General features: G+C 73.2%; 21 protein-coding genes. 4 read left to right on the top strand and 17 right to left on the bottom strand.

All coding sequences use genetic code 11. The features are described from left to right. The first annotated feature begins 117 nt into the window (after positions 1 to 117). Entirely contained in the window at positions 118 to 3,996 is a 3,879-nt protein-coding gene (locus ACWGR4_RS32675; protein ID WP_452129365.1) for a nucleotide-binding protein, read from the top strand. 53 nt (positions 3,997 to 4,049) lie between these two features. On the opposite strand, the gene ACWGR4_RS32670 is transcribed toward ACWGR4_RS32675, so the two are convergent. The 9 genes from ACWGR4_RS32670 to rimP all read right to left on the bottom strand — a co-directional run bounded on the left by ACWGR4_RS32670 (position 4,050) and on the right by rimP (position 13,551). Beyond that, the gene (locus ACWGR4_RS32670) at positions 4,050 to 5,000 is read right to left on the bottom strand and encodes a bifunctional riboflavin kinase/FAD synthetase (RefSeq protein ID WP_380003088.1); all 951 of its coding nucleotides are present in this window, start codon (positions 4,998 to 5,000) and stop codon (positions 4,050 to 4,052) included. A 115-nt stretch (positions 5,001 to 5,115) separates the two neighbouring features. After that, positions 5,116 to 6,009 carry a tRNA pseudouridine(55) synthase TruB gene (truB, locus tag ACWGR4_RS32665; RefSeq protein ID WP_452129366.1) on the bottom strand — a complete coding sequence of 298 codons (894 nt, stop codon included), beginning with the start codon at positions 6,007 to 6,009 and terminating at the stop codon, positions 5,116 to 5,118. Further along, positions 6,006 to 7,136: a DHH family phosphoesterase gene (locus ACWGR4_RS32660; RefSeq protein WP_380003086.1), complete on the bottom strand. Its 1,131-nt coding sequence runs from the start codon at positions 7,134 to 7,136 to the stop codon at positions 6,006 to 6,008. The genes truB and ACWGR4_RS32660 overlap by 4 nt, the downstream gene beginning before the upstream one ends. Beyond that, on the bottom strand, positions 7,133 to 7,627 hold the full coding sequence (rbfA, locus tag ACWGR4_RS32655) for a 30S ribosome-binding factor RbfA (RefSeq protein ID WP_380003085.1): 495 nt from the start codon (positions 7,625 to 7,627) through the stop codon (positions 7,133 to 7,135). Before rbfA ends, ACWGR4_RS32660 begins: the two co-directional genes overlap by 4 nt. A 167-nt stretch (positions 7,628 to 7,794) precedes the next feature. Then, the gene (locus ACWGR4_RS32650) at positions 7,795 to 8,088 is read right to left on the bottom strand and encodes a DUF503 domain-containing protein (protein ID WP_078977441.1); all 294 of its coding nucleotides are present in this window, start codon (positions 8,086 to 8,088) and stop codon (positions 7,795 to 7,797) included. Between the two features lie 224 nt (positions 8,089 to 8,312). Then, the gene (infB, locus tag ACWGR4_RS32645; RefSeq protein WP_380040535.1) at positions 8,313 to 11,486 is read right to left on the bottom strand and encodes a translation initiation factor IF-2; all 3,174 of its coding nucleotides are present in this window, start codon (positions 11,484 to 11,486) and stop codon (positions 8,313 to 8,315) included. A gap of 98 nt (positions 11,487 to 11,584) precedes the next feature. Further along, positions 11,585 to 11,953 (bottom strand): YlxR family protein, encoded by a 369-nt coding sequence (locus ACWGR4_RS32640; protein WP_380003163.1) that lies wholly within the window; start codon positions 11,951 to 11,953, stop codon positions 11,585 to 11,587. 8 nt (positions 11,954 to 11,961) lie between these two features. Further along, the gene (gene nusA / locus ACWGR4_RS32635) at positions 11,962 to 12,984 is read right to left on the bottom strand and encodes a transcription termination factor NusA (protein WP_078977439.1); all 1,023 of its coding nucleotides are present in this window, start codon (positions 12,982 to 12,984) and stop codon (positions 11,962 to 11,964) included. 3 nt (positions 12,985 to 12,987) lie between these two features. Continuing rightward, a complete protein-coding gene (gene rimP / locus ACWGR4_RS32630; RefSeq protein ID WP_380003083.1) occupies positions 12,988 to 13,551 on the bottom strand; it encodes a ribosome maturation factor RimP in 564 nt (187 codons plus the stop codon). A gap of 232 nt (positions 13,552 to 13,783) precedes the next feature. Here rimP and ACWGR4_RS32625 point away from each other — a divergent pair, with 232 nt between their 5' ends. The 3 genes from ACWGR4_RS32625 to ACWGR4_RS32615 are packed head-to-tail and all read left to right on the top strand — an operon-like array spanning position 13,784 to position 15,650. After that, positions 13,784 to 14,254 carry a hypothetical protein gene (locus tag ACWGR4_RS32625; RefSeq protein ID WP_380003082.1) on the top strand — a complete coding sequence of 157 codons (471 nt, stop codon included), beginning with the start codon at positions 13,784 to 13,786 and terminating at the stop codon, positions 14,252 to 14,254. Beyond that, positions 14,251 to 14,736, top strand: a complete 486-nt coding sequence (locus ACWGR4_RS32620; RefSeq protein ID WP_452130620.1) for a ferritin-like domain-containing protein — start codon at positions 14,251 to 14,253, stop codon at positions 14,734 to 14,736. Before ACWGR4_RS32625 ends, ACWGR4_RS32620 begins: the two co-directional genes overlap by 4 nt. After that, positions 14,733 to 15,650, top strand: a complete 918-nt coding sequence (locus ACWGR4_RS32615) for an aminoglycoside phosphotransferase family protein (protein WP_452130619.1) — start codon at positions 14,733 to 14,735, stop codon at positions 15,648 to 15,650. The genes ACWGR4_RS32620 and ACWGR4_RS32615 overlap by 4 nt, the downstream gene beginning before the upstream one ends. A 64-nt stretch (positions 15,651 to 15,714) precedes the next feature. Here the strand turns inward: ACWGR4_RS32615 and ACWGR4_RS32610 are convergent, their stop codons facing one another. The 8 genes from ACWGR4_RS32610 to ACWGR4_RS32575 all read right to left on the bottom strand — a co-directional run bounded on the left by ACWGR4_RS32610 (position 15,715) and on the right by ACWGR4_RS32575 (position 26,422). Then, positions 15,715 to 16,242, bottom strand: coding sequence for a GNAT family N-acetyltransferase (locus tag ACWGR4_RS32610; protein ID WP_126638436.1), 528 nt, complete (start codon positions 16,240 to 16,242; stop codon positions 15,715 to 15,717). Positions 16,243 to 16,282: 40 nt separating this feature from the next. Then, on the bottom strand, positions 16,283 to 17,140 hold the full coding sequence (locus tag ACWGR4_RS32605) for a GNAT family N-acetyltransferase (RefSeq protein WP_380003078.1): 858 nt from the start codon (positions 17,138 to 17,140) through the stop codon (positions 16,283 to 16,285). 102 nt (positions 17,141 to 17,242) lie between these two features. After that, positions 17,243 to 18,739 carry an alpha/beta hydrolase gene (locus ACWGR4_RS32600; RefSeq protein WP_452130618.1) on the bottom strand — a complete coding sequence of 499 codons (1,497 nt, stop codon included), beginning with the start codon at positions 18,737 to 18,739 and terminating at the stop codon, positions 17,243 to 17,245. After that, positions 18,736 to 20,184, bottom strand: a complete 1,449-nt coding sequence (locus ACWGR4_RS32595; protein WP_452130617.1) for an alpha/beta hydrolase — start codon at positions 20,182 to 20,184, stop codon at positions 18,736 to 18,738. Before ACWGR4_RS32595 ends, ACWGR4_RS32600 begins: the two co-directional genes overlap by 4 nt. A 305-nt stretch (positions 20,185 to 20,489) precedes the next feature. Beyond that, positions 20,490 to 21,647: a flavodoxin-dependent (E)-4-hydroxy-3-methylbut-2-enyl-diphosphate synthase gene (ispG, locus tag ACWGR4_RS32590; protein WP_380003075.1), complete on the bottom strand. Its 1,158-nt coding sequence runs from the start codon at positions 21,645 to 21,647 to the stop codon at positions 20,490 to 20,492. 158 nt (positions 21,648 to 21,805) lie between these two features. Next, a complete protein-coding gene (locus tag ACWGR4_RS32585; protein WP_380003074.1) occupies positions 21,806 to 23,107 on the bottom strand; it encodes a M50 family metallopeptidase in 1,302 nt (433 codons plus the stop codon). After that, positions 23,104 to 24,366 (bottom strand): 1-deoxy-D-xylulose-5-phosphate reductoisomerase, encoded by a 1,263-nt coding sequence (gene dxr / locus ACWGR4_RS32580; RefSeq protein ID WP_380003073.1) that lies wholly within the window; start codon positions 24,364 to 24,366, stop codon positions 23,104 to 23,106. Before dxr ends, ACWGR4_RS32585 begins: the two co-directional genes overlap by 4 nt. A 130-nt stretch (positions 24,367 to 24,496) precedes the next feature. Continuing rightward, positions 24,497 to 26,422: an acyl-CoA dehydrogenase family protein gene (locus tag ACWGR4_RS32575; protein ID WP_380003072.1), complete on the bottom strand. Its 1,926-nt coding sequence runs from the start codon at positions 26,420 to 26,422 to the stop codon at positions 24,497 to 24,499. Between the last annotated feature and the right edge of the window lie 55 nt (positions 26,423 to 26,477).

Raw genomic sequence — 26,477 nt, 5'->3', positions numbered from 1 at the left:
TGACTACGCTGTGAGGCTCGTGTAGGGGGCAACCTCGACCCTGGTCGGGGTACGGCCGACGGCGGCGCCGTGTGCTCTGATGCCGAGCCGCCTCCGGACGATCGGAAGGACCACACCGTGAGCAGCGAGCAGGACGGCGCACACATCGAGGCGGGGGCGGACGAGGAAGAGGAGTGGTCGGGACCCGATTTCACCATGCCCTCGTGGTACACCCACCAGGACGGCGGCGCGCCCGCGCCACCCCCGTCCGGGGGCCGTGCGCCCGCACCACCGGGGCCGAGCCAGGCGCCCCGCTACGGCAGTGAGGACCCCACGCTCGTGCCGCCGGCACGCACGCCGGACGCGCCCGCGCCGCTGCCGTACGGGGCGGACCACGGCGCCGCGCACCCGGCCGGACCGACCGCCGGCGCCCCGGGCCCGTACGGCTCCGGCGCACCGGTACCGCCGCCCGGCGCCCCACCGCACGAGCCCACCCACCGACCGCCGGCCGGCGACCCCCGCGCGCACGAGGCCCGCACGCACGAGCCCGCGCCCCCGGCCGCCGTCGACCACGGCGCGCACCGCCCGGCCGGGCCCGGCGAGGCGCACCCGAACACCGCGCCCCAGGCCCCACCGGCGTTCGGCACGGGCGAGCCGACCACCGTCGTCCCGCCGCAGTACACCCCACCCGAGCCCGCGGCCCCCCTGCCGTACGGCGGCCAACCACCCGTCGCGCAGGACCGCCCCGGCCCGACCTTCACCCCCGGCGACCAGACCATGGTCATGCCGCCGGTGACCGATCCGGACCGCCCGGGCCCGGCCACCCCGCCGGCCGCCCGGGACAACCGACCGGATCAGCCGTTCACCCCCGGCGACCCGACAACGGTCGTGCCCCCGTCCCTCGACCGGGACCACCCGGGCGCGCCCGTACCGACGGACGACCGGACGACGGTCGCACCGCCCTCCCACGACCAAAACCGCCCGGACCCGACCTTCACCCCGGGTGACCCGACGATGGTCGTCCCGCCGTCGTTCGACGGAAACCGGACCGAGCCCACTCCCCCGGCCGACGACCGCACCACCGTCGTCCCGCCGTCCGGCGACCCGAACCACGCCGGCCCGGCCCACACACCCGGCGACCCGACCATGGTCGTACCGCCTTCCCACGACCCGAGCCTTCCGACCACGGAACCGGCCGAGCCCGGTCCCGCCGACCCGCCCACCGGCGCTCCGGTCGACGCGGCCCCGGACGGCCCGGAGCACCCGGAGCCGATCGAGCCGCCCCGCCCCGACGTCGAGGCCGGCGACGCGCGCCCGACCGACACCGCGGCCCCGGAGCAGTCGCCCGCCGGTCCGCCCGGCGATGCCGCCCCGCAGCCCGACTCCGCGCCCGACCGCGCCGACGACGCGCCCCCGGCGGCGGAAGCCCGCCCGGACACGCCCGCGCCGTTCGACCCGCAGGACGTACCCACCACCCCCGCCGGCGGCACGCCGATCCCCGGCCTCTCCGCCGACGAACCGGCCCCGGCCGCCCCGGAAGCCCCCCCGACCACGCCGGCCGACGCACCCGCGCCGCCACCGCAACCGCCACAGGGCTACGACCAGCACCCCCAAGCGGACCCGTACGCCCCCCACGCCGGCGAAGCACAGCCGCCCCGGGCCCCCGAAGCGGCGGAGATGCCGCAGCCACCGGCCGCCGCGCATCCGCAACAGCCCCAGCCCCCCGCCCCGCCGGCCGCCCCCGCGCAACAGCCGCCCGCCGGCGCGTACCCGCCCTACGGACAGCCCCAGCAGCCGCCCCCGCCCCAGGGCGGGCCGCTGCCCTACCCGCAGTACCAGGGCCCGGCGCACCCGGGCGCCCCGCAGCAGCAGCCCTATCCCGGTCAGCAGGGCGCCCCGACCCCCGATCAGGCGACCCGGCTGATCCCACCCGTCACCGACGACATGGCCGCACCGCCCGGCGTCCCGCAGCAGGGCCCGCCGACCGGTGCCCCGCCGCGCCCGATGACGGCCCCGCAGGGTTCGCCGCTGCCGCCGCCGGCCTGGACCGGCTCCGCCCCCGGTCACGGCGAGGCCTGGGGCGGCTCGGCACCGCCGCCGACCGGGCAACCGCTGCCGCCGCCGAGTGGTGCGCCGATCGCGCCCCCGCAGCAGCAGCGCGACGAACGTTCGTGGATGCGCCGTGCCTTCGGCGGCGGCAACGACCAGGCCACCGCGCCGGAGCAACAGCAGCACGGCGGCCAACCGCCGTACGCCCAGGCCCCCGGCCCATACCAGCAGGCCCCCGCCCCGTACGCCCAGGGCACCCCGCCGCACGGCGCCCCCGGCCCACAGGCCCACGCCCCATACCCGCAGCCCGATCCGCAGCAGGGCGGCCCCAACCCGTACGCCCAGGCACAGCCGGGTCAGCCGCCCTACGGCCAGGCACCCCCCGGCCCCCAGGGACCGGACTACGCCCAGGGCGCGCCCTACGGACAGTCCAACCCCGGCCACCCGCAACCGCCCTACGCCCAGGGCACCCCGCCCCAGGGCGCCCCGGCCCCGCAGCAGCCCCCGTACGGCCAACCCCCCGCCGCCGCCCAGCCCCCCGAGGCCCAACCGCCCCACCAGGGCACGCCCCCACACGGCGCCCCCGGCCCCCAGGCGGCACCGGCAGCACAGGGACAGCCAGTACAACCGGGACAACCGGGACAGCCAGGGCAACCGGGATACCCCAACCACCCCACACCCCAACACCCCAACCCGGCCGACCCATACGCCGCCCAACCCCCCGAGGCGCCCCAGCCCTACCACCCGGGCACCCCGCCCCAGGGCAACCCGCAACCCCAGCAGCAGCCCTGGTCCCCCGACGGCGGCGGCGCCCCGGCCCGCACCGTCGGCGGCGCCCCCCTCGGCTACACCGCGGCCGTCGAACTGACCAGCGACCGCCTGCTGCGCAAACAACCGCAACCCCGCCGGCAGACCCCGCGCTTCCGGCTCGGCGGCAAGTCCGCCGACGCCCGTCGCGCCGAACGCCTCGAACGCATCCGCACACCCGTCCTGGGCTGCTATCGGATCGCGGTGATCAGCCTCAAGGGCGGCGTCGGCAAGACCACGACCACCACCGCCCTCGGCTCGACCCTGGCCACCGAGCGCCAGGACCGGGTGATCGCGATCGACGCCAACCCGGACGCCGGCACCCTCGGCCGCCGGGTCCGCCGGGAGACCGGCGCAACCATTCGCGACCTGGTCAACTCAATGGCCCACGTGCACAGTTACATGGACATCCGGCGGTTCACCTCACAGTCGTCCAGCGGCCTGGAGATCCTGGCCAACGACGTGGACCCGGCGGTGTCGACCACGTTCAACGACGACGACTACCGCTCGGTGATCGACCTGCTCGGCAAGCAGTACCCGATCATCCTGACCGACTCCGGCACCGGCCTGCTCTACAGCGCGATGCGCGGAGTCCTGGACCTGGCCCACCAGTTGATCGTGATCAGCACGCCCAGCGTGGACGGCGCGACCAGCGCCAGCACCACACTCGACTGGCTGGTCGCACACGGCTACGCCGACCTCGTGGCCAACAGCATCACGGTGATCTCCGGGGTCCGCGAGACCGGCAAGATGGTCAAGACCGAGGACATCGTCGCCCACTTCGAGACCCGCTGCCGCGCGGTCGTGGTCGTCCCCTTCGACGAACACCTGTCCGCGGGCGCCGAGTTGGACCTCGACATGATGCGCCCCAAGACCCGCGAGGCGTACTTCGAACTCGCCGCGCTGGTCGCCGAGGACTTCCACCGCACCCAGCCCGGCGAGCAACAGCAGCAGTGGCAACCGCAGTACGGGCAACAACCGCCGCAGCAGCCCTATTACGGCCAACCGCAACAGCAGCCATACCAACAGCAGCAACAGCACCCGCAACAACCGCACCCACAACACCAACAACAGCCGCAGCACCCGCAACAACCACAGCCCCAACAGCCGTACTACCAGCAGCCCCCGCCCGGCGACTGGCAACCACCGCGACAGGGCTGAACGCACGAGGGCCGCCCCGGAGATGTTCTCCGGGGCGGCCCTCGTCGGTTCACTCAGCCCGCGGTGTCGAGATCCGTCGCGTCGATCAACTCGCGTGCCCGCTTCACGTCCCGCGCCATCTGGTCGAGCAGGTCGTCGACCGACTCGAACCGCACGGTCCCGCGCAGGTATTCGAGGAAGTCCACGGCGACGTGCACCCCGTACAGGTCGAGGTCGGTCCGGTCCAGCGCGTACGCCTCGACCCGGCGCTCCGTACCGTCGAAGGTCGGGTTCGTCCCGATCGAGATCGCCGCCGGCAACCGCTCGCCGTCGATCACCAGCCACCCCGCGTACACCCCGTCGGCCGGAATCGCCGTATACGGAAGCACCTCGAGGTTGGCCGTCGGATAGCCCAGTTCGCGCCCGCGCTGGTCCCCGCGCACCACCACACCCTCGACCCGGTGCGGCCGGCCGAGCAGTTCGGCCGCGCCCGCCACGTCGCCCTCGGCGACCCGGGCCCGGACCACGGTGGACGAGAAGGTCACCTCGCCGGAGACGAACAGCTCCGGCTCGACGACGGTGAAGTCGTTCGCCACGCCCAACTCCTCCAAGAGGGCGACGTTGCCCGTCGCCTTGTGGCCGAAACGGAAGTTGCGTCCCTCGACCACCACGGCCGCGTGCAGCGTGTCCACCAGTACCTGGCGGACGAAGTCGACCGCGCTCTGCCGGGAGAATTCGAGGGTGAACGGGAGCACCAGGACCGCCGCCACCCCGAGGTCCGCCATCAACTGCGCGCGCCGGTAATGCGGCGTCAGCAGCGGCGGATGGCTGCCCGGGCGGACCACCTCGCTGGGGTGCGGGTCGAACGTGACCACGACCACGGGCAGACCGCGCTCGCGACCGATCTCGACCGCTCGGCCGATCGTCCGCCGGTGTCCGCGATGCACACCGTCATAGGACCCGATCGTGACGACGGAGCGTCCCCAATCGCTGGGGACGTCCTCCAAGCCCCGCCAACGCTGCACCGTAACCGCTCCTCGTTCTCCGTGGTGTGTCGCGGGTCCAGCCTCCCACGTACCGGCCCCCACCCGGCCCCGACCCCGCCGTGGCAACGATCACCCCGGACCCGAGCCGACAACGTCAGCCCACGAACACCGCAAGCGGCCGGGCCACGCCCCCGCTGTTCTCCACCAACGCCAGAAAGGTCCCGTCCGGCCCGAACACGCCCACCGGCCCCGACGCCTCGTCCGCCGGCAGCCGCCCGCCGTGCGAGACCGCCCGCGCCTCGTCCTCGCTCACCTCGCGGCGCGGGAAGGCCGCCGCCGCCGCGTCCGCGATCGGCAACACGCCGAAGGACTCCTCCAGCTCCTCCAGCGTGCGAGCCCGGTCCAGGCCGTACGGACCGACCCTGGTGCGCCGCAGCGCCGTCAGGTGGCCGCCCACGCCGAGCCCGGCGCCCAAGTCCCGGGCCAGCGCCCGGATGTAGGTGCCGGACGAGCAGGTCACCCGCACGTCCAGGTCGATCGTCTCGCCCTCGCGCCGGGTGGCCGACACCTCGAACGCGGACACGGTGACCGGTCGGGCGGCCAGCTCGAACTCCTCGCCGGCCCGCACCCGCGAGTAGGAACGCTTGCCGTCGATCTTGATCGCCGACACCTTCGAGGGCACCTGCATGATCGGCCCGGTCAGCGCGGCCACTCCCGCCGCGATCGCGGCGTCGCCCACATGCCCGGCCGGGGTCGAATCGGTGACCTCGCCCTCGGCATCGTCGGTGACCGTGTTCTGCCCGAGCCGGATCGTGCCGTCGTAGCCCTTCTCGGTGAGCGCGAGGTGGCCGAGCAGGCGGGTGGCCTTCTCGACACCGATCACCAGGACGCCGGTGGCCATCGGGTCCAACGTCCCGGCGTGGCCCACCCGACGGGTGCCGGCGATCCGGCGCAGCCGGCCCACCACGTCGTGCGAGGTCAGTCCGGCCGGCTTGTCCACGATCACCAGACCGTCGGGCGGCGGGGGTCCTGCGTTGCGGCGCTTCACGCGTCGTCTCCCGGGGTTGCCTGCGCCGGGGCGACCGGCAGTAGTGCGTCGGCGAGGAGGTCCCGGAATCGGGCCACCACCTCGGCCGGTGGATCGTATGCGGTGAAACCCGCCGCGAACGCGTGTCCGCCGCCGCCGAAGGCCCCGCAGACCCGTCCCAGGTCCACCGCGCCCTTGGACCGCGCGGAGGCGCGCAGCGCGCCGTCGTCGTCCTCCTTGAGCACCAGCGCGACCTCGGCCTCGCCGCTCTTGCGGACCACGTCGATCACGCCCTCGATCTCGTCCAGGCGGATCCCGTGCGCGGCCCGCTCGGCGCGGGTGATCACCGTGGACACCAGGCCCAGGCCGCCGGCCGCGCCGGTGTCGAGCCGGGCCCCGGCGAGGGCGGCGGCGAGCACCTTGAGGTAGCCGAACCGGCAGGTGTCCCAGATCGCCCGCTGGATCAGGTCGTGCCGTATCCCCGTGGCCATCAGCCGGGCCGCGAAGGTGTGCGTCTCCGGCGTGGTCCCCACGTACTTGAACGAGCCCGTGTCGGTGACCAGACCGGTGTACAGCGCGGTGGCGATGTCGGCGGTCAGCGTGGCGCCGAGCCGGGTGATCAACTCGTCGGCGAGCACCGCGGTGGCGGGCGCGTCGATGTCGATCAGGTGGTGGGTGCCGAACCGGGTGTTGGAGGCGTGGTGGTCCACCACCAGGAGCGCTCCGGCCGCCTTTGCCTTGCCTTCCAGCAGGCCCAGCCGGGCCGAACCGGCCGCGTCGAAGACCGCGACCAGCTCCGGCTCCTCGGGGACCTCGGTGTGCGGCACCAGCAGGTCCTGACCGGGCAGGAACTCCAACGAGGACGGCACCACGAGGGGATCGTCGCCGTAGGAGACCCGCACGCTCCGCCCCAGCTCGCGCAGCGCGAGCCCGACGGCGAGCGCCGAACCCAGCGCGTCGCCGTCGGGGCTGACGTGTGCCAGCAGGGTGATGTCCTCGGCCGTCAGGAGCAGGCGTACCGCCTCGTCCCAGTCGGCCGCACCCGGCGCGGTCGGCGGCCTCGTCTCCGCGTCGGAACCACCGCCGGTCCGCGGCTTCGCTCCCGCGGCCGGACCGGAGTCCCGGTCCGCCGCCACGCCTGGTGTCAAGGTCGGTCGCCCTCCTGTGTGTCCGCCTTGGTCTGCGCCGTCGACTCGTCGTCGGAGTCGTCGGCGTCGCCCGCGGCCGGGGTCCGATAGGGGTCCGCGTCACCGGCGTAGCCGGCGCCCGCGGCGGTTGAGCGTACCGCCGCATCGGCCTGCTGCGCCCGGGCGAGGAGATCGTCGATGAGTTTGGCGCTGTCCGGAAGGGCGTCGGCGACGAACGTCAGCGACGGGGTGTGGCGCACGCCGGTCTGCCGGCCCACCTCGCTGCGGAGCACGCCCTTGGCGCTCTCCAGCGCGGCGGCGGTCGCCGCGCGCTCGATCTCGTCGCCGTAGACCGTGTAGAACACGGTCGCCTCACGGAGGTCACCCGTCACTCGTGCGGCGGTGATCGTCACGAACCCCAGACGGGGGTCCTTGATCCGGCGCTCCAAGGTCTCCGCGACCACGACCTGGATGCGGTCCGCGAGTTTGCGCGCCCGCGCGGTGTCGGCCACTGATCCTCCTGCGATTGCTCGGCATTTCGGCGGGGTCCCCCGCGCCCGGGGTCACCGGGCGCGGGAGCCGCTCTCGTTCTTCTTCCCTGCGACTGCGACGACCACGGCCGGGGTCGCGACCGGGGGTCGCGGCCACGGCGACCGCGACCGCCGTCGCCGCCGGTCCGTCAGTCGTCGTCCCCGTACACCCTGCGGCGTGCGGAGAGCAGATCCAACTCGGGCCGGCCCGCGACGAGCCGCTCGCAGCTGTCCAACACCTCGGCGCACCGCTCGACGGTCGCGGAGACCACCGCGACCCCGATCACGCTGCGCCGATGCAAATCCTGATGCTCCACCTCGGCGGCGGCAACGGCATTCTTGCGCTGAAGGTCCGCCAGGATGGGGCGGATCAAAGATCGTTTTTCCTTCAACGAGTGCACATCGCCGAACAACACATCGAGGCTGATCGTTCCCACAAACATAGGCGACGGGCCTGGCCGGCCCGGGAGGCCTCGGGTCGGGGCCACCGGGGCCGCCGACGAAAAGAGCCGGGCACGCACGTCGCGGCCCGGATACCACCACACTGCTTCGCGACACGGCGGATCCGCCCGGTGTGCACCGGGCGGATCCGCCGCCTCGTCTCGGCGGGTTCGAGTGCCTTCGACCACCGGATCGGCGGCCGGAGGCGCTCGAACGCCCTACCGGATCAGCCTCGCGGCTTCTCCCGCATCTCGAACGTCTCGATGATGTCCTCGACCTTGATGTCGTTGAACGAACCGAGGTTGATACCGCACTCGAAGCCCTCGCGGACCTCGGTGACGTCGTCCTTCTCGCGGCGCAGGCCCTCGACGTTGAGGTTGTCGGCGACCACGGCCCCCTGCCGGATGATCCGCGCCTTGGTGTTGCGCTTGATCGTCCCGCCGGTGACCATGCAGCCCGCGATGTTGCCGAGCTTGGAGGAGCGGAACACCGCGCGGATCTGCGCCGTGCCCAGCTGGACCTCTTCGAACTCGGGCTTGAGCATGCCCTTGAGCGCGGCCTCGATCTCCTCGATGGCCTGGTAGATCACCGAGTAGAAGCGGATGTCGACGCCCTCGCGGTCGGCCATCGTCCGCGCCCGGCCCTCCGGCCGGACGTTGAAGCCGATGATGATCGCGTCCGAGGCCATCGCCAGAGTGACGTTGGACTCGGTGATGGCACCGACGCCGCGGTCGATGATCCGCAGCTCGACCTCTTCGCCGACGTCCAGGTTGAGCAGCGCGTCCTCCAACGCCTCCACCGAACCGGAGCCGTCGCCCTTGAGGATGAGGTTGAGCTGCTGCATCTCGCCGGCCTTGAGGGCCTTGTCCAGGTCCTCCAGCGAGACCCGCTTCGACCGACGGGCCAGGACCGCGTTGCGCTCCCGGGCCGCCCGCTTCTCGGCGATCTGCCGCGCGGTGCGCTCTTCCTCGACCACGAGGAAGTTGTCACCGGCGCCGGGCACCGAGGTCAGGCCGAGCACCATGACCGGACGCGACGGCGTGGCCTCGGTGAGGTTGTTGCCGTTCTCGTCGATCATCGCGCGGACGCGGCCGTAGGCCTCGCCGACCACGATGGCATCGCCGATGTGCAGCGTGCCGCGCTGGACCAGGACGGTGGCGACCGGGCCGCGGCCCTTGTCGAGGTGACCCTCGATCGCGATGCCCTGGGCCTCCTGGTGCGGGTTGGCGGTGAGCTCCAGCGCCGCGTCGGCGGTCAGCACGACCGCTTCGAGCAGGTCGTCGATGCCCATGCCCTGCTTCGCCGAGATGTCGACGAACATCGTGTCGCCGCCGTACTCCTCGGCCACGAGCCCGTACTCGGTGAGCTGGCCGCGCACCTTGGTCGGGTCCGCGCCCTCCTTGTCGATCTTGTTGACCGCCACCACGATCGGCACGCCCGCGGCCTGCGCGTGGTTGAGCGCCTCGATCGTCTGCGGCTTCACGCCGTCGTCCGCCGCGACCACGAGGATTGCGATGTCCGTCGACTTGGCACCGCGGGCACGCATGGCGGTGAACGCCTCGTGACCGGGGGTGTCGATCAGGGTGATCTTGCGGTCGACGTCGTTGACCGTGGTCGCGACCTGGTAGGCACCGATGTGCTGGGTGATGCCACCGGCCTCGCCCGCGATCACGTTCGTCTTGCGGATCGCGTCGAGCAGGCGGGTCTTGCCGTGGTCGACGTGACCCATGACGGTGACCACCGGCGGACGCGCCTCGAGGTCGTCCTCGTCGCCCTCGTCCTCGCCCCATTCGAGGTCGAAGGACTCGAGCAGCTCGCGGTCCTCCTCCTCCGGGGAGACGATCTGGATCACGAAGTCGAGCTCGGCCCCGAGGGTCTGCAGCTCGTCGTCGCTCACCGACTGCGTCGCGGTCAGCATCGAGCCCAGGTTGAACATGATCTGGACCAGTGCCGCCGGGTTCGCGTTGATCTTCTCCGCGAAGTCGGTGAGCGAGGCACCGCGCGACATCCGGACGACGCGCCCGTTGCCGCGAGGAGCCATCACGCCACCGGCGGACGGAGCCTGCATCTGGTCGAACTCTTGACGACGCTGACGCTTCGACTTGCGCGCGCGGCCCGGACGCCCACCGGGACGACCGAACGCGCCCTGCGTGCCGCCGCGACCACCCGGGCCGCCACGACCGCCGCCGCCGGGACGACCGGCGAAGCCGCCGCCACCACCGGGACGACCCGGAGCGCCGCCGCCGCCACCGCCGGGACGGGGACCGCCGAAGCCGCCACCGCCACCACCGGGACGACCGCCACCGCCGCCGGCACCCGCCGGACGACCGCCGCCGCCACCGGGACCGGGACGACCGGGCGCACCGCCCGGACGGCCGGGACCACCCGGGCCACGCGCGGGCGCCGGACGGTTGGGCATCATGCCCGGGTTCGGACGCGGGCCACCGGGGCCTGCGCTACCACCCGGACGCGGACCCGCGGGACCACCCGAACCGCCCGGACGCGGGCCGGCGGCCGCAGGACCCTGCGGACGCGGCGGCATGCCGCCCGGGGTGGGGCGACCGCCGCCGGCGGCCTGCGGCCGCGGCATACCGGTGCTGCCCGAGGTGAAGGGGTTGTTGCCCGGACGCGGGCCGGCCGGACGCGCGCCACCCGGACGGGGGGCACCACCCTGACCGGGACCACCGGCACGCGGGCCACCGGCGGACGGTGCGCCGCCGGTACGCGGACCGGAGGAGCGCTCGCCGCGCTCGGGACGGTCACCGCGCTCGGGACGACCACCGGGGCCGCCCTGACCGGGACCACCCGGACGCGGACCCGGACGGCTGCCCGCCGCCGGACCCGAGGAGGCCGCGGCGGGACGGTCCGAACGCGGACCGCGCTCGGCGGGACCGCGGTCGCCCTGGCCACGCTCGGCCGGACCGCGCTCGGCGGGACGTGCGGCCGGACGCGGACCCGGAGCGGGCGCGCCGCCCGGACGCGGACCCGACTGTGCCGCGGGACGCTCCGCCTGACGCGGGGCGGCCGGAGTCGCCTCCGCGGCCGGCGCGGCCGGCACCACGGGCGGGGCGGTGCTGCCCTGGGGGGCCGGGCGCGGCGTCGGGCGCGGGCCCGGCGTCGGCGCACCCGCCGGGCGCGGGCCCGGAGCGGGGGCAGGGCGCGAGGCGCCCTGCGGGGAGGGGGCGCCCTGCGACGCACCGGACGAGGCCGGCGGACGCGGGGCGCGGCGGGCGGGCCCGCCTTCCGTCTTGAGTGCTTCCGTCAATTTGCGAACAACCGGCGCCTCGATCGTCGAGGACGCCGAACGAACGAACTCACCGAGTTCTTGGAGCTTGGCCATGACGACCTTGCTCTCGACTCCGAACTCCTTGGCGAGTTCGTATACCCGGACCTTTGCCACGTCGCTCCTTCTGGTCCGGGGTTGGTCGTCCGCCGGACCGTCACTACCGCATGTCTGTACTCATCGCGTACTCATCGAGTGCTCATCGCAATCTCGACCTACTTCCGACTCGCGAGGTACCGCTTCGCTGGACCTGTCCGACCGACCTCTGACAACCCATCACCGCTCAAAAAAGCACGCAGTGGTGCCGAGTCCAGCGGCCCCGGCACGCGCAAAGCCCGAACGAACGCCTTGCGGCGCTCCGCCTGGGCCAGGCACTCCGGATCGGGGTGCAGATGCGCTCCCCGCCCGGGCATTCGGCCGCGGGGATCGGGGACACAAACGCCCTCGACCGCCACGACCCGCAATAGGTCGGCCTTGGCCGCACGCTGCCGACAACCTACGCACGTTCGGCACGGGGAAGCGGTGATTTCCCGCTTCTCCGACCTTGTACGAGGGCATGCTCGGGCACGCCTGCGACCAGACATGTTCAAGTCTACCGCTCCTCACCGCGACCTGGTTCGGTCGACCGGGTCCGGTCGTCCGAATCGGTGGTCTCGGTGTCCGGCCGGATGTCGATGCGCCATCCGGTCAATCGCGCGGCAAGTCGGGCATTCTGCCCCTCCTTGCCGATCGCCAGCGAGAGCTGGTAGTCGGGCACCGTCACCCGGGCGGAGCGCGCGGCGAGATCCACGATCTCGACCTTGCTCACCCGCGCCGGCGACAGCGCGTTGGCCACCATCCGCGCGGGGTCGTCCGACCAGTCGACGATGTCGATCTTCTCGCCGTTCAACTCGGCCATCACGGCGCGCACGCGCGCGCCCATCGGCCCGATGCACGCGCCCTTGGGGTTGAGCCCGGCGCGCGTGGAGTAGACGGCGATCTTGGAGCGGTGGCCGGCCTCGCGGGCGATCGCGGCGATCTCGACGCTGCCGTCGGCGATCTCCGGGACCTCCAGCGCGAACAGCCTCCGCACCAGGTTGGGGTGGGTGCGCGAGAGCGTGATGGACGGCCCCTTGGGCCCACGCCGCACCTGTACGACATAGCAGCGCAGGCGCATGCCGTGCGCGTACCGCTCGCCCGGCACCTGCTCCTGGGGCGGCAGGATCGCCTCGATGCGACCCAGGTCCACCAGGACGTTGCGGTTGTCCTTGCCCTGCTGGACCACACCGGCGACGATCTCGCCCTCACGGCCGGCGAACTCGCCGAACGTGATCTCCTCCTCGGCGTCGCGCAGCCGCTGCAGGATCACCTGCTTGGCGGTGGTCGCCGCGATCCGGCCGAAGTCGTCCGGGGTGTCGTCGAACTCGCGCACGCGCTGACCGGCCTCGTCGGTCTCGGTCGCCCATACGGTGACGTGACCGCTTGCCCGGTCCAGCTCCACGCGCGCCTTGGGCAGGCTGCCCTCGGTGCGGTGGTAGGCGATCAACAGGGCCGACTCGATGGCCTCGACCAGGAGGTCGAACTTGATCTCTTTTTCGCGCTCGAGCCCGCGCAGGGCGCTCATGTCGATGTCCACGTCCTACGCCTCCTCGTCCATGGTGTCGTCCGCGTCGGTGTCGTGCTCGACACCGGTGTCGTCGTCCTCGTCGTCTTCTTCGGTCTCGGCGTTCGTCGCCGAATCCTTGCCCTTGCGGTTGAACTCGACCTGTACGACGGCCTTGGCCACCTCGTCCCAGGTCAACCGTCGCGGTGTGCCGTCGACGTCCAGTTCCACACCCTCCGCGTCGCTCGCGCCGATCCGGCCGGTCACCGTGCCGCCGTCGTGCAGCTGCACCAGGACCAGCCGATCGGCCGCGCGGCGCCAGTGCCGCTCCAGCGTCAGCGGGCGGTCCACGCCGGGGGTGGTGACTTCCAGCAGGTAGGGCAGCGAGCCGAGCACGTCGCTCGGGTCGAGCACGTCGGAGACCGCGCGGCTGACCTCGGCGACCTTGTCCAGGTCGACGCCGCCGTCGGCGGCCACCATCACGCGCAGCACACGCCGTTTTCCGGCGGGAGTGAGGGAAACTTCCTCGAGATCCACGCCCAGGGTCGATACCACCGGCTCCAGCAACTCCCGCAGCCGGTCCAACGTGGTGGTGCTCATCCGGGTGACTCCTCGGCTGCGTGTGCTGTTGTCTCAGGTGCGTCGACCGCCGGAGGGCGGGTCGGGGGAGGACAACAGTATCCGGTCCGGGAGCCATCTCGCGCACGTCCGCCCGGCGTACACGGGTTGTCCGCCGGATGTCCGGCGGGCTCCACAGGCCCGGCCATGCGGTAGCGTCCGACACGGCCGGAGGCGGCACGGACATCACGGACGAGGTTCAGGAGCGGGACGCATGCGCGACGCGGGGCCGACGCGACGGGCCGTCCTCGGCGCCGTGACCGCGGCGACGATCGCCGCCGCGGTCGCCGGTTGCGACGACGGCGGAGGTTCGGACCAGGGGCGGCGCAAGGCCGACGACGCGGCGCGCGACCGGGCGTACGCGGCGACCGGGGCGCTGCTGGCGCACTACGACGCGGTGGCCGCGCGACACGCCCCGTTGGCCGAGCGGATCCGGCCGCTGTCGGTCGAGTTGCGGCAACACCTGACGGCCTTCGCCGGTCGCGCGACACACCCCGCGCCGCCCCCAGGGGCCGCGCCCGACGACCTCGCCGCGGCGACCACCACGATCGCCGACCGGGCGCAGCAGGCCTCGGACGAGCGACTGGTCGACCTGGACCGGGTCTCCCCCGATCTCGCCCGCCGACTGGCGGCCACCTCGGCGTGTCTGGCGGGACACGCCCAACTGTTTCGGAGCGCATCGTGAGTACGCCGCGTCCGACCCCGTCGGGGGCCGCCGCCGTCGAGGTGAAGGCGCTGCGCGACGCGCTGGACGCGGAGCACGCGGCGGTCTACGGATACGGCATCGCGGGCGGGCGGCTGACCGGTGCCGCCCGGACCCAGGCGCGGACCGCGCTGGACGCGCATCGGGCCCGGCGGGACACGATCACCCGGCTGATCGCCGACCGGGGCGCGACCGCGCCGTCGGCGGCGCCCGCGTACACGGTGCCCTTCCCGGTGGCCACGCCGGCGGACGCGACCCGGCTCGCGGTGTACCTGGAGGACGGGGTCGCGCTGCACCTCGGCGCGCTGGTGGCCGCGGCCGGGGCGCCGCTGCGGGCGGAGGCGGCCGGCTGGTTGCGCGAGGCCGCGGTGTGGGGGGTGCGCTGGCGGGGGGCGAGTACGCCCTTCCCGGGGGTGCCCGAGGAGGGTGGTTCGGGGACGGCGACGGCGGGGGGCCGCACGTGAACGATCGGGTCGAGGTACCGGAACGGCTGACGCGGACCGCGCTGCGCTGGTGTGGCGAGGAGGCCGCGCGCGGGTGGCTCGCGGGGCTGCCGGACGCGGTCGCGGAGTACGCGGCGCGCTGGGGGCTGACCGTGGAGCGGCCGATCATTCCCGGCGGCGCACTGAGCCTGACCTTCCTGGTCCGCCGGGCGGACGACACGCCGGCCACGCTCAAGCTGGGCTTCGTGGATCGCTACACCGCGCATGAGCCGACCGCGCTCGCGCTGTGGGACGGCGCCGGCGCGGTGCGGTTGCTGGAGGCGGATCCGGCGCGCGGCGCGCTGTTGCTGGAGCGGCTGCAACCGGACGTCTCGCTGCGCTCGTTGGCGGAGGATCGGGCGATGCTGGAGGCCGCGGAGGTGGTCCGCCGGTTGTGGGTGGCCCCGCCCGCCGACTGCCCGATCGAGCCGGTCGCGGAGCGAGCCGGGCACTGGGGCGCATCGATCCCGCGGCGCTACGCGGAGCTCGCCGGCCCGTGCCCGAAGGCGCTGGTCGACGAGGCGGTGGCGCTGTGCGCCGAACTGGCCGCGTCGCAGCCGGAGGTGGTGGTGCTGCACACCGACTGCCACCACGGCAACGTGCTCGCGGGCACTCGGGCGAAGTGGCTGGCCATCGATCCGCGGCCGATGCTCGGCGAGCGGGCCTTCGACCTGGGGCCGCTGGTCCGGGACCGGATGGCCACGGTGGTCGCCGAGCCGCGTCCGCAGGCGCTGGTGCGGCGGCGGGTGACGTGGTTGGCGAACGCGCTGGACCTGGACCCCGATCGGGTGCGCGGGTGGGCGCTGGTGCAGGCGTTGGCACTGGGCCTGTGGTGCCTGTCGGTGGACGACCCGGCGGGCGAGGACCTGCTGTCGGTCGCGGAGTGGCTGTCCTGAGCCGTGCCCCGGCTACCGGCGCGCGGCGGCGCCGTCGGGCGCGGCGGGATCGGGCGCGGCGGCATCACGCGAAGGGCAGGATCGCGCCCATCACGGTGTAGGGCCGGTTGTTGCCCGGGAACAGCACCGGGCGGGCCAGGTCGACGAAGCCCAGGCCGCGATAGAGCCGGCGCGCGGGGGTCTGCTCGTCGATCGCGGAGAGCAGGATGTGCGAGCGGTCCTGGCCCCGGCACAGCAGGCCGATCAGGGTGCGGCCGATGCCGTGCCCCTGCCAGCGCGGCAGCACGTGCAACTCGCCGACCACGAACGACTCGTCCAGCCAGGCCCGATGGCCCTCCCGGGCCAGGTGCGGCTCGATCACCAGGCTCCACCACTGGTCGGTGAGGTTCGGATAGCCGTAGCCGAAACCGACCAGGCGACCGGCGCCGTCGAACGCGCCGAGCGAGCGCACCCCGGCGAAGGTCGCGTGACGGCGCATTATCCGCTGCCGGATCGCGATCTCGTCGTCGGCGAGCCCGAACGCGTGGGCCTGTACCTCGACCGCCTCGTCCGCGTACGCGGCGAGGTCGACGACCCGGCACGTCCACTCCATCAGCACACGCACTCCATCGGGACGAGCCGCCGGCGCCGCATCAGAACAACACACTCATGAAGGCGCCGGTCTCGGCGAAGCCGACCCGCCGATAAGCCGCGCGGGCGGGGCCGTTGTAGCTGTTCACGTACAGGCTGGCCACCGGCGCGACCTCGGCGAGCGCGTGCCGCAGCACCGCCGCCATGCCGATCTCGGACAGCCCCTCACCGCGCCGCTCCGGGGCCACCCACACACCCTGGATCTGGCACGCGTGCCGGGTGACCGCGCCGATCTCCGCCTTGAACACCACCCTGCCGTCCTCGATCCGGGCGAATGCACGGCCGCCGGCGATGAGTTCGGACACCCGTGCGCGATACAGCGTGCCACCGTCGCCGATCAGGGGCGAGACTCCGACCTCCTCGGTGAACATCGACACGCACGCGGGCATCACCAGATCCAGCTCGTCCGGCCGCACCCGGCGCACCAGCGGATCCGCGGGCACCTCGGTCGAGGGCCGGCCGGCGACCATCAGCGGCTGCACCGGGCGTACGTCGCGGGCGGGTCCCCAGGCGGGTTCGAGCAGCCGCCACAGACCGGCCGCCGCCTCGGCGGGGCCGACGATCGACGAGCAGCGCCGACCCTGGCGCCGGGCACGTTCGGCGAAGGAACGTATCGCGTCGGGCCCGGCCTCGACCGGAACCAGGTTCGCCCCCGCGTAGCACAGCGAGGTGAGCAGGCCGCCCTCGTAGTAGCCCCACAGCTCGCCGCCCAGACGCCACGGATCGACACCGGCGAGCCGGACCCGGGACGCGACGAAGACGTTGGTGACCGGGTCGCGGTCGAGCAGCGCCTGGACGGCGGACAGGTCGGTCCCGTCCAGGACCTTGGTGGAAACCGAGCTCAGCACGTGCCTCACCATGCCATCGGGCGGACCTTGGGGAAATGCCGGTTGTTGCGGCACCACCCTATGCAGGTCCGGGCCGTATGTGCCGCCCGGGAGGTAGGGGGATCGGCGGGCGGATCAGCGCGGCAGCCTCGGCACCCCCGGTCGGCGCGTCACGGGGCCCTCCGGCGCGGCGGCGTCGCACTCGATGTCGTTCGCGGGCAGGGTCCCGTCGACGAGGTACCCCGTGGCCCGGTCGTCCACGCACGGGCCGTCGACGAGGTAGTGCCCGTGGTTGCCGTTGCCGCGCACGGTCAACAGCCGCGAGGAGGGCAGCGCGTCGTGCATGCGCAGCGCCCCCTCGTAGGGCGTGGCCGGGTCGCCGACGGACTGGATCAGCAGCACACCGGGCAGGCCCGCCCCGTCGATCCGGGTCGGCGGGGCGGTGTTGGTCTGCAGGTACAGGCACGCCCCGGGCGAGGCGATCGCCGCGCCGAGCGCGCCGTCGCGGGTCCGCAGTCGGACCATGTCCGCGTCGAAGACCCGCTCGTCGGCCGGGAAGGGGGCGTCCGCGCAGGAGACGGTCTGGAACACCGACTCGAAGTTGACCTCCTCGGTGGTCGCCGCCCGCCGGGACGCGACCAGCGCCGCCGGGTCGCCGGAGGCGTAGTCGGCGAGCGCGCCGGCCAGCCGGGGCCAGTCCCGGTCGGTGTAGAGCGAACCGATCGTGAACTGGTCGAGTTCGACGCCGCCGAAGACGCCGTCGGCGGGCTGCGCCACGAGGCGGGCGCGCAGTACGTCCCAGCCGGCCAGTACCCGGGCCGCGCTCGTGCCCAGGTGGTAGCGGTCGTCGCGGTCGGCGGCCCAGGCCGCCCAGTCGCGCTGACGCGCGGAGAAGGCGCGGGCCTGGAGGAAGCCGGTCCCGTACCAGACCTCGGTCGGGTCCACCACGCTGTCCAGGAGCATCCGGTGCACCCGCCGCGGGAACAGTTGCCCGTACACCGCGCCCAGGTAGGTCCCGTACGAGTAGCCCAGGAAGCTCAGCCGCTCCGCGCCGAACGCGGCCCGGACCAGGTCGAGATCGCGGGCGATGTCGCGGGTGGTCAGGTGCGGCAGCAGGTCGGGCGCGGAGGCCCGGCAGCCGTCGGCGAACGCGCGGGTCGCGGCCAGGTGCGCGGCGCGACCGGCGGGAACCGCCGGATCGGGCCTGGGCCCGCGGCCGAAGGTGACCGGGTCGGTGCAGACGACCCGCGTACTGGTGCCGCGCCCGCGCAGGTCGAAGCCGATCAGGTCGTAGGCCCGGCGCAGCCGCTCGGGCAGGCCGCCGGCCAGCGCGGCCATCGAGCCGACGGAGGAGGCGCCGGGGCCGCCGAAGTTGACCACCAGGACGCCCTGATACTCGGCCCGGCTCCCGGTGGCCGGCACCCGGGAGACGCCGACCCGGATCCGGGCGCCGTCGGGGCGGGCGTGGTCGAGGGGCGCGCCGATGCTGCCACAGCGCTCGCCCGGCGCGGTGCCCGTCGGGCAGCCGCCCCACGTGATCGGCTCGGTGCCCGCGCGGGCCGGTGCGGGGGCGGCGGTGAGCGCGGCGGCGGTGAGCGCGCCGGCCAGGAGGGCGCGGACGGCGCGGGTCACGATTCCTCACAGGTGGTGTCGCGGCCCGCCGGGAGCGTGCCGTCGGTCAGGTAGGCCGCGGCGGCGGCCAGGACGCAGTCGTTGGGCTGGAACGCGAGGATCCCGTGGTCGCCTTCGCCGAGCACGGTGATCAGGCGCGAGGAGGGCAGCGCGTCGTGCAGCGCGTTCGCCCCGGCGGGCGGGGTCGCCGGATCGCGGGTGCCCTGGATGAGCAACACCGGCGGCAGGTCGTGGCCGTCGATCCGCATCGGGGTCCGGGCCGGCACCGGCCAGAACGCACAGGGCGCGTTCAGCCAGGTGTTGGACCAGGCGGTGAGCGGGGCGGTGGCGTGTACGGCGCGCGCGTCGCGGTCCCACACCGCCCAGTCGCGCGGCCACGGCCCGTCGTGGCACTCGACGGCGGTGTAGATCGCGGTGCCGTTGGCGTCCTGCGCGGTGGGCGGCGTGTACAGCGCGGCGAGCGGGGCCGGGTCGCCGCGGTCCCAGGCGCGCAGGGCGTCGGCGAAGCCGGGCCAGTGCTGCGAGCTGTACAGGGTCCGCGTGGCGAGGTCGTAGAGCTCGGCCGGGCCGACCGCGTCGGCGAGGGGGCGGGTTCGGGCGGCGGCGAGCACACGCGTGAAGATCGGGTCCAGATCGGCGCCGGAGGCGTCGAGGAAGTCGCGCCAACGGCCCTGGAAGGCGATGTCCTGACGCAGGTTGGAGCCGTACCAGACCTGGTCGGGGCGGGGGTCGACGATGCTGTCCAGGATCATCCGGTCGACCCGCTCGGGGAACAACTGCCCGTAGACCGCGCCCAGATAGGTGCCGTAGGACCAGCCGATGAAGGAGAGTTTCGGCCGGTCGAGCGCCGCGCGGACCAGGTCCAGGTCGCGGGCGTTCTCCAGGGTGCCCAGGTGCGGCAGGAGGTGGCCGGCGCGCTCGGCGCAGCCGCCGGCATAGGTGCGGGCGCGCTCGATCAGCCGTTCCTCGTCCCGCGCCGTGGCGGGCACCGGGTCGGGCCTGGGCGCCCGGTCGAAGCTCGCGTCGACGCACGAGATCGGGTCGCTGTGGTGGTTGCCGCGGGGGTCGACGCCGACGATGTCGTAGCTCTGCCGCACCCGTTCGGGCAGGGCGCGGCGGACCAGCCCGGCCAACCACATCCCGCCGCCGCCCGGTCCGCCGGGGTTGACCACGATCGTGCCGCGCCGGGCCCGCCCTCCGGTCGCCGCCGCGAGCGACAGACCCAGCGTGGTGGTGGGCCCGTCGGGGCGCGCGTGGTCGACGGGCACGGCCAGCGTGCCGCAGCGCAGTCCCGGTTCGGCGACATCGTCGGGGCAGCCGCCCCACACGACGCCGGGCGTGCTCCCGACGGCCGGGTGCGCCGTGTCGGGACCACTCGCGGGTCCCGCGGCGGTGCCCGCGATCATGGCGGCGACGGCCACTACGGCCACGACGATGCGTCCCACGCGCGACGCCCCTCCCCCGGGGGCGACGCCCCGATCATGTGTCTCGATGATCGGGGTCGATTACCTGGGGTCGGGGCGCATCAACGATATGTCACTCGCGTGGGCGAGCCGATTGATCCGGTCGGGCTCGAACCGGGGTGGATGGGGGTGGACCCGACCGGATCGGGATGGACCGGGGTGGACCCGCCCGGACCGGGGTGGATCCGCGCGGACCCGCCTCGATCGAGACCGACCGCGGCCGGATCGGGCACCGGCCGAAATCCGCCCCCGGCGACCGCTTCGGGCGACCGCTTCGGGCGACCGACTCAGGCGATGTCGACGATCGGCTCGCCGCTGATCACACCGTCGGCCTGCATCTGCTCGGCCAGCTTGAGCGCCTCGTCGATCAGCGTCTCGACGATCTTCGACTCGGGCACGGTCTTGATCACCTCGCCCTTGACGAAGATCTGCCCCTTGCCATTGCCGGACGCCACACCCAGGTCCGCCTCGCGGGCCTCGCCGGGGCCGTTGACGACGCAGCCCATGACGGCCACCCGCAGCGGCACCTTGAGCCCGTCCAGGCCCGCGGTGACCTCCTCCGCGAGCTTGTACACGTCGACCTGGGCCCGGCCGCAGGACGGGCAGGAGACGATCTCCAGGCCGCGCTGCCGCAGTCCGAGCGACTCCAGGATCTGGTTGCCGACCTTGATCTCCTCGACCGGCGGGGCGGAGAGGGAGACCCGGATGGTGTCGCCGATGCCCTGCGACAGCAGCGCGCCGAACGCGACCGCGGACTTGATCGTGCCCTGGAAGGCGGGCCCGGCCTCGGTGACGCCAAGGTGCAGCGGGTATTCGCAGCGCTCGGCGAGCAGCCGGTAGGCCTCGATCATCACGACCGGGTCGTTGTGCTTGACCGAGATCTTGATGTCGCGGAAGTCGTGCTCCTCGAACAACGAGCACTCCCACAGCGCGGACTCCACCAGCGCCTCGGGGGTGGCCCTGCCGTGCTTGGCGAGCAGTCGCTTGTCCAGCGATCCGGCGTTGACGCCGATCCGGATCGGGGTGCCGGCCGCGGAGGCCGCCTTGGCGATCTCGGCGATCTTGTCGTCGAACTGCTTGATGTTGCCCGGGTTGACCCGCACCGCGGCACAACCGGCGTCGATCGCGGCGAAGACGTACTTCGGCTGGAAGTGGATGTCCGCGATCACCGGGATCTGCGACTTGCGCGCGATCGCGGGCAGCGCGTCGGCGTCGTCCTGCGAGGGGACCGCGACCCGGACGATCTGACAGCCGGACGCGGTCAGCTCGGCGATCTGCTGAAGCGTGGCGTTGACGTCGGACGTCAGGGTGGTCGTCATGGACTGCACCGACACCGGGGCGTCTCCGCCGACGGCCACGTTGCCGACCATGATCTGCCGTGACTTGCGGCGCGGCGTGAGGGGCCGGGCAGGTACGGACGGCATTCCGAGCTGGATCGCGGTCATGTTCGCTTGAGTCCCGTGGGTTCGGCGGGGTAGGTCGTCGTCAACGCTACGCCACCGCCCACCGGTACGGACGCGCCCGTACCCCTGTGCCGTCCCACCTGTTGCCTGATCGACACACGCCGGGCCGGCCCGGCCCGGATACGGGCGCGCTCTCGACGCTAGGTGACCTTCACGGGGTTGATCAGGTCGGCGATCAACACCAGGACGGTGAAGGCGATGAAGATCGAGGCCACGACGTAGGCGACCGGCATCAGCCGGGCCACGTCGAACGGGCCCGGGTCCGGACGCTTGCGCAGGCTCGCGATCCGGCGACGGATCGACTCCCACCACGCGCCGATCACATGGCCGCCGTCGAGCGGGAGCAGCGGCAGCATGTTGAACAGGAACAGCGACACGTTGAAGCCGGCGATGATGAAGATCATCAGGCCGACCCGCTGGGACGGCGGCACGTCCAGCGCGGCGACCTCGCCGCCGACCCGGGCCGCGCCGACCACGCCGACCGGGGAGTCCTGATCGCGCTTGTCGCCCTGGAAGGCCGCGCCCCACAGGGCGGGGACCTTCTGCGGGATGCGCAGCAGGCCGTGGAAGGCGTTCTTGACGATGTCACCGGTGAATTCGACGGACTCGGCGGCGCTCTGGCGCTGGATCCCGGTCGCGGGGCTGATGCCCAGGAAGCCGGTGGTGACGTACTGGTTGGGCACGGCCCGCCCGTCGCCGTCGATCTTGATCATCTTGTTCTGTTCGAGCACCGGCTTGAGGGTCAGCTTCTGGCCCTTGCGGTCGACCACGAGGGTGACCTCGCCGGACGACTTGCGGATCAGGCCCTGGAGCTTGTCGTAGTCGCCGATCTTCTGCCCGTTGAACGAGACGATGCGGTCGCCCGGCAGCAGACCCGCCGCCTTGCCGGGTGCCGCCTTGGCGCCCTCGGGGCACTTGTCGGTCTTCGCGTCGGCGCTGACCACACACTCGGAGACGGTGCTCACCGTCGAGGTGGTCTTGTTGATCCCGAAGCCCATCAGGTACACCGCGAGCAGACCGATGGCCAGGATCAGGTTCATGAACGGGCCCGCGAGCATGATGATCGTGCGCTGCCACGGCTTGCGCTGGTAGAACATCCGGTCCTCGTCGCCGGGACCGACCTCCTCGTAGGACGCCTCCCGGGCGTCCTCGATCATGCTGCGCCACGGCGAGGTGCTGCGGGCCTGGACCTTGCCCGACGCGTCGGGCGGGAACATCCCGATCAGCCGGCAGTAGCCGCCGGCCGGGATCGCCTTGAGGCCGTATTCGGTCTCGCCGATCTTCTTCGACCACAACGTCTTGCCGAAGCCGACCATGTACTGCGGCACCCGAACACCGAACATCTTGCCCGTGACCAGGTGGCCCGCCTCGTGCCAGGCGATGGAGAACAGCAGGCCCACGACAAAGACGACGATGCCGAGGATCGTCATGAACAGGGTCAACGGGGTTCTCCTCCGTGGGCGATGATCTCGCGTGCCCGTCGGCGCGCCCAGTCCTCCGCGTCGAGGACGTCTTCCAGTGTCAACCGGTTGCCGTCCCCACGTACATCATGCTCGCTCACCACGGCGGCGACCGTGTCGGTGATGCCGTTGAACCCCAGGTGTCCCGCGACGAACGCGTCCACACACTCCTCGTTGGCCGCGTTGAACACCGCGGGCGCGGTGCCGCCGGCGCGGCCCGCGGCGCAGGCCAGCCCGACCGCCGGGAAGGCCTCGTGGTCGAGCGGGAAGAACTCCCACGTGGCCGCCTTGGTCCAGTCGCAGCCGGCCGCCGCGTCGGGCACCCGGTCGGGCCAGGACAGGCCGAGCGCGATCGGCAGCCGCATGTCCGGCGGGGACGCCTGGGCCAGCGTCGAGCCGTCGGTGAACTCCACCATCGAGTGCACGATCGACTGCGGGTGGACCACCACGTCGATCCGGTCGAAGGGGATGTCGTAGAGCAGGTGCGCCTCGATCACCTCCAACCCCTTGTTGACCAGGGTCGCCGAGTTGATCGTGATCACCGGGCCCATGTCCCAGGTCGGGTGTGCCGCGGCCTGCGCGGGGGTGACGTCGACCAGGTCGGCGCGGGTGCGACCGCGGAACGGGCCGCCGCTGGCGGTGACCACGAGCCGCTTGACCTGATCGGCCCGGCCGCCGCGCAGCGCCTGGATCAGCGCGGAGTGCTCGGAGTCGACCGGGACGATCTGGCCGGGCTTGGCGATCGCCTTGACCAGCGGGCCGCCGACGATCAGCGACTCCTTGTTGGCCAGCGCGAGGGTGCGTCCCGCGGTCAGCGCGGCCAGCGTGGGGGCCAGGCCGATCGAGCCGGTGATGCCGTTGAGCACCACGTCGCACGGGTGTTCGGCGAGTTCGGTGGCGGCGGTGGGGCCGGCCAGGATGCGCGGCAGCTTGTACTGCCCCTTGGCGTAGCCGCGGCGCTGCGCCTCGGCGTAGAAGGCCAGTTGCAGGTCCTGCGCGGCGGACGCCTTGGCCACGGCGACCACCTCGACCCCGAGTTCGAGCGCCTGCCGGGCCAGTTCGTCGACCCGGCCGCCGCCGGCGGACAGGCCGACGATGCGGAACAGCTCGGGGTGGGCGCGCACCACGTCGATGGTCTGGGTGCCGATCGACCCGGTGGAACCGAGCAGGACGACGTCCCGTCGGCCGGGCGGCTGGTCGGGGGCGGCGAAGGGTGCGTACGGATCGGCCAGGGAGTCCATCCGTCCATTGTGGCCCGCGCCGACGAGGCGCCGAGCACAGGTCGGCCGATTGCCCGCGGTGACCGCCCCGGACGGCGCGAGTCGGCGCGCGGGGGCCCGCGGTACCCGCCCGCCGGCCCCCGCGCGTGGCTCAGCCGACCGGTCGGTGCACGTTCTCCACCTTGGACGGTCCCGGCGTCGCGTCGGCAATCCAGGGGCCCTCGGTGGAGACGTCGAGCACACCCTCCTCCAGCCACAGGTAGCGGCCCGCCAGCACACCCTCGACGGCTCGCCCGTCCAGCGTGTCGGTGTTGGTCCACAACCGGCCGAACAGCTCGTCCACCCGGATCTGCGCCTGCCGGCAGAACAGGTCGGCCAGCTCGTACGCGGCCCGGCCCTGCTCGGCGTCGCGGCGGCGCAGCATGTCGGCCCGCACGCACACCGCGCTCATCGCGAACAGCTCGGCGCCGATGTCGACGATCCGGCCGAGGAAGCCCTGCTTGCGCTCCATCGCGCCCTGCCAGCGGGCCATGCCGTAGAAGGTCGAGCGGGCCAGCCGGCGCGAGGTGCGCTCGACGAAGCGCAGGTGCGCGGCCAGGCTCGGCAGCCCGGCGGGGGCGAACTCGCGGTAGGACGTGGGCACCTGCCCCTTGCCGGCGACCAGTTTGGGCAGCCACTTGGCGTAGAAGACACCCGCGTCGGCGGCGGCTTTGCCCTTGGCCTTGAGGTCCGCGTCGGGGTCGATGATGTCGCCGGCCACGGCCAGGTGGGCGTCCACCGCCTCGCGGGCGATCAGCAGGTGCATGATCTCGGTGGAGCCCTCGAAGATCCGGTTGATCCGCATGTCGCGCAACATCTGCTCGGCCGGCACTCCGCGTTCGCCGCGGGCGCGCAGCGAGGCGGCGGTCTCGTAGCCGCGTCCCCCGCGGATCTGCACCAGTTCGTCGCTGACCAGCCAGCCCACTTCGGAGGAGTACAGCTTGGCCAGCGCCGCCTCGATCCGGATGTCGCGCCGGTCCTCGTCGGCCATTCGGGCGGTCAGCTCCAGGACCGCCTCCAGCGCGAAGGCGTTGGCCGCGATGTAGGCGATCTTGCCCGCGACCGCCTCGTGTGCGGCGATCGGGCGGCCCCACTGCTCGCGCTCGCCCGCCCATTCGCGCGCGACCTTCAGCGACCACTTGGCGGCGCCGGCGCACATCGCGGGCAGCGAGAGCCGGCCGGTGTTGAGCGTGGTCAGCGCGATCTTCAGGCCCGCGCCCTCGGCGCCGATCCGGTTCGCCGCGGGTACCCGGACCCGGTGGAAGCGGGTGACGCCGTTCTCGATGCCGCGCAGGCCCATGAAGGCGTTGCGGTTCTCCACGGTGATCCCGGGGCTGTCGGCGTCCACGACGAACGCGGTGATCCCGCCGCGCCGGCCCTCGGCCTTGGGCACCCGGGCCATCACCACCAGGAGTCCGGCGACCACGCCGTTCGTGGTCCACAACTTCACCCCGTCGAGGATGTACGCGTCGCCGTCCTCGGTGGGCACCGCGGACGTGGCCAGGCGGGCCGGGTCGGAGCCGACGTCGGGCTCGGTGAGCAGGAACGCGCTGACCTCGCGCACGCAGCGCGGCAGGAACTCGCGCTTTTGGTCGTCGGTGCCGAACAGCTTGACCGGCTGCGGTACCCCGATCGACTGGTGCGCGGACAGCAGCGCGCCGAGCGCGGCGTTGACCGAACCGACCAGGACCAGCGCCTTGTTGTAGTACAGCTGGCTCAGGCCGAGGCCGCCGTACTCGGTGTCGACCTTCATCCCGAGCGCGCCGATCTCGGCGAGGCCCTTGATCACCTCGTCGGGAATTTGCGCGTCACGCTCGATCACGGTCGCGTCCACCCGGGTGGTCAGGAACTCGCGCAGTACCGCGAGGAAGTCCTCCCCCCGACGGATCTCCTCCGCGTCCGCCTCGGGGTGCGGGTGGACCAGGTCGAGCCGAAAGCGGCCGAGGAACAATTCCTTGGCGAAACTGGGCTTGTCCCAGTCCTGCTGTCGCGCTTCCTCGGCGACTTTGCGCGCTTCGCGTTCGCTGACAGGGGGCATGGCGGACTCCTCGCGGACTCGCAGCGGAACCGACGTTGTTACCGACCGGTGTTAC

The sequence above is a fragment of the Embleya sp. NPDC055664 genome (assembly GCF_053618075.1).
The sequence above is the reverse complement of the archived record's forward strand: the minus strand, read 5'-3'. Positions and strand labels throughout refer to the sequence as shown.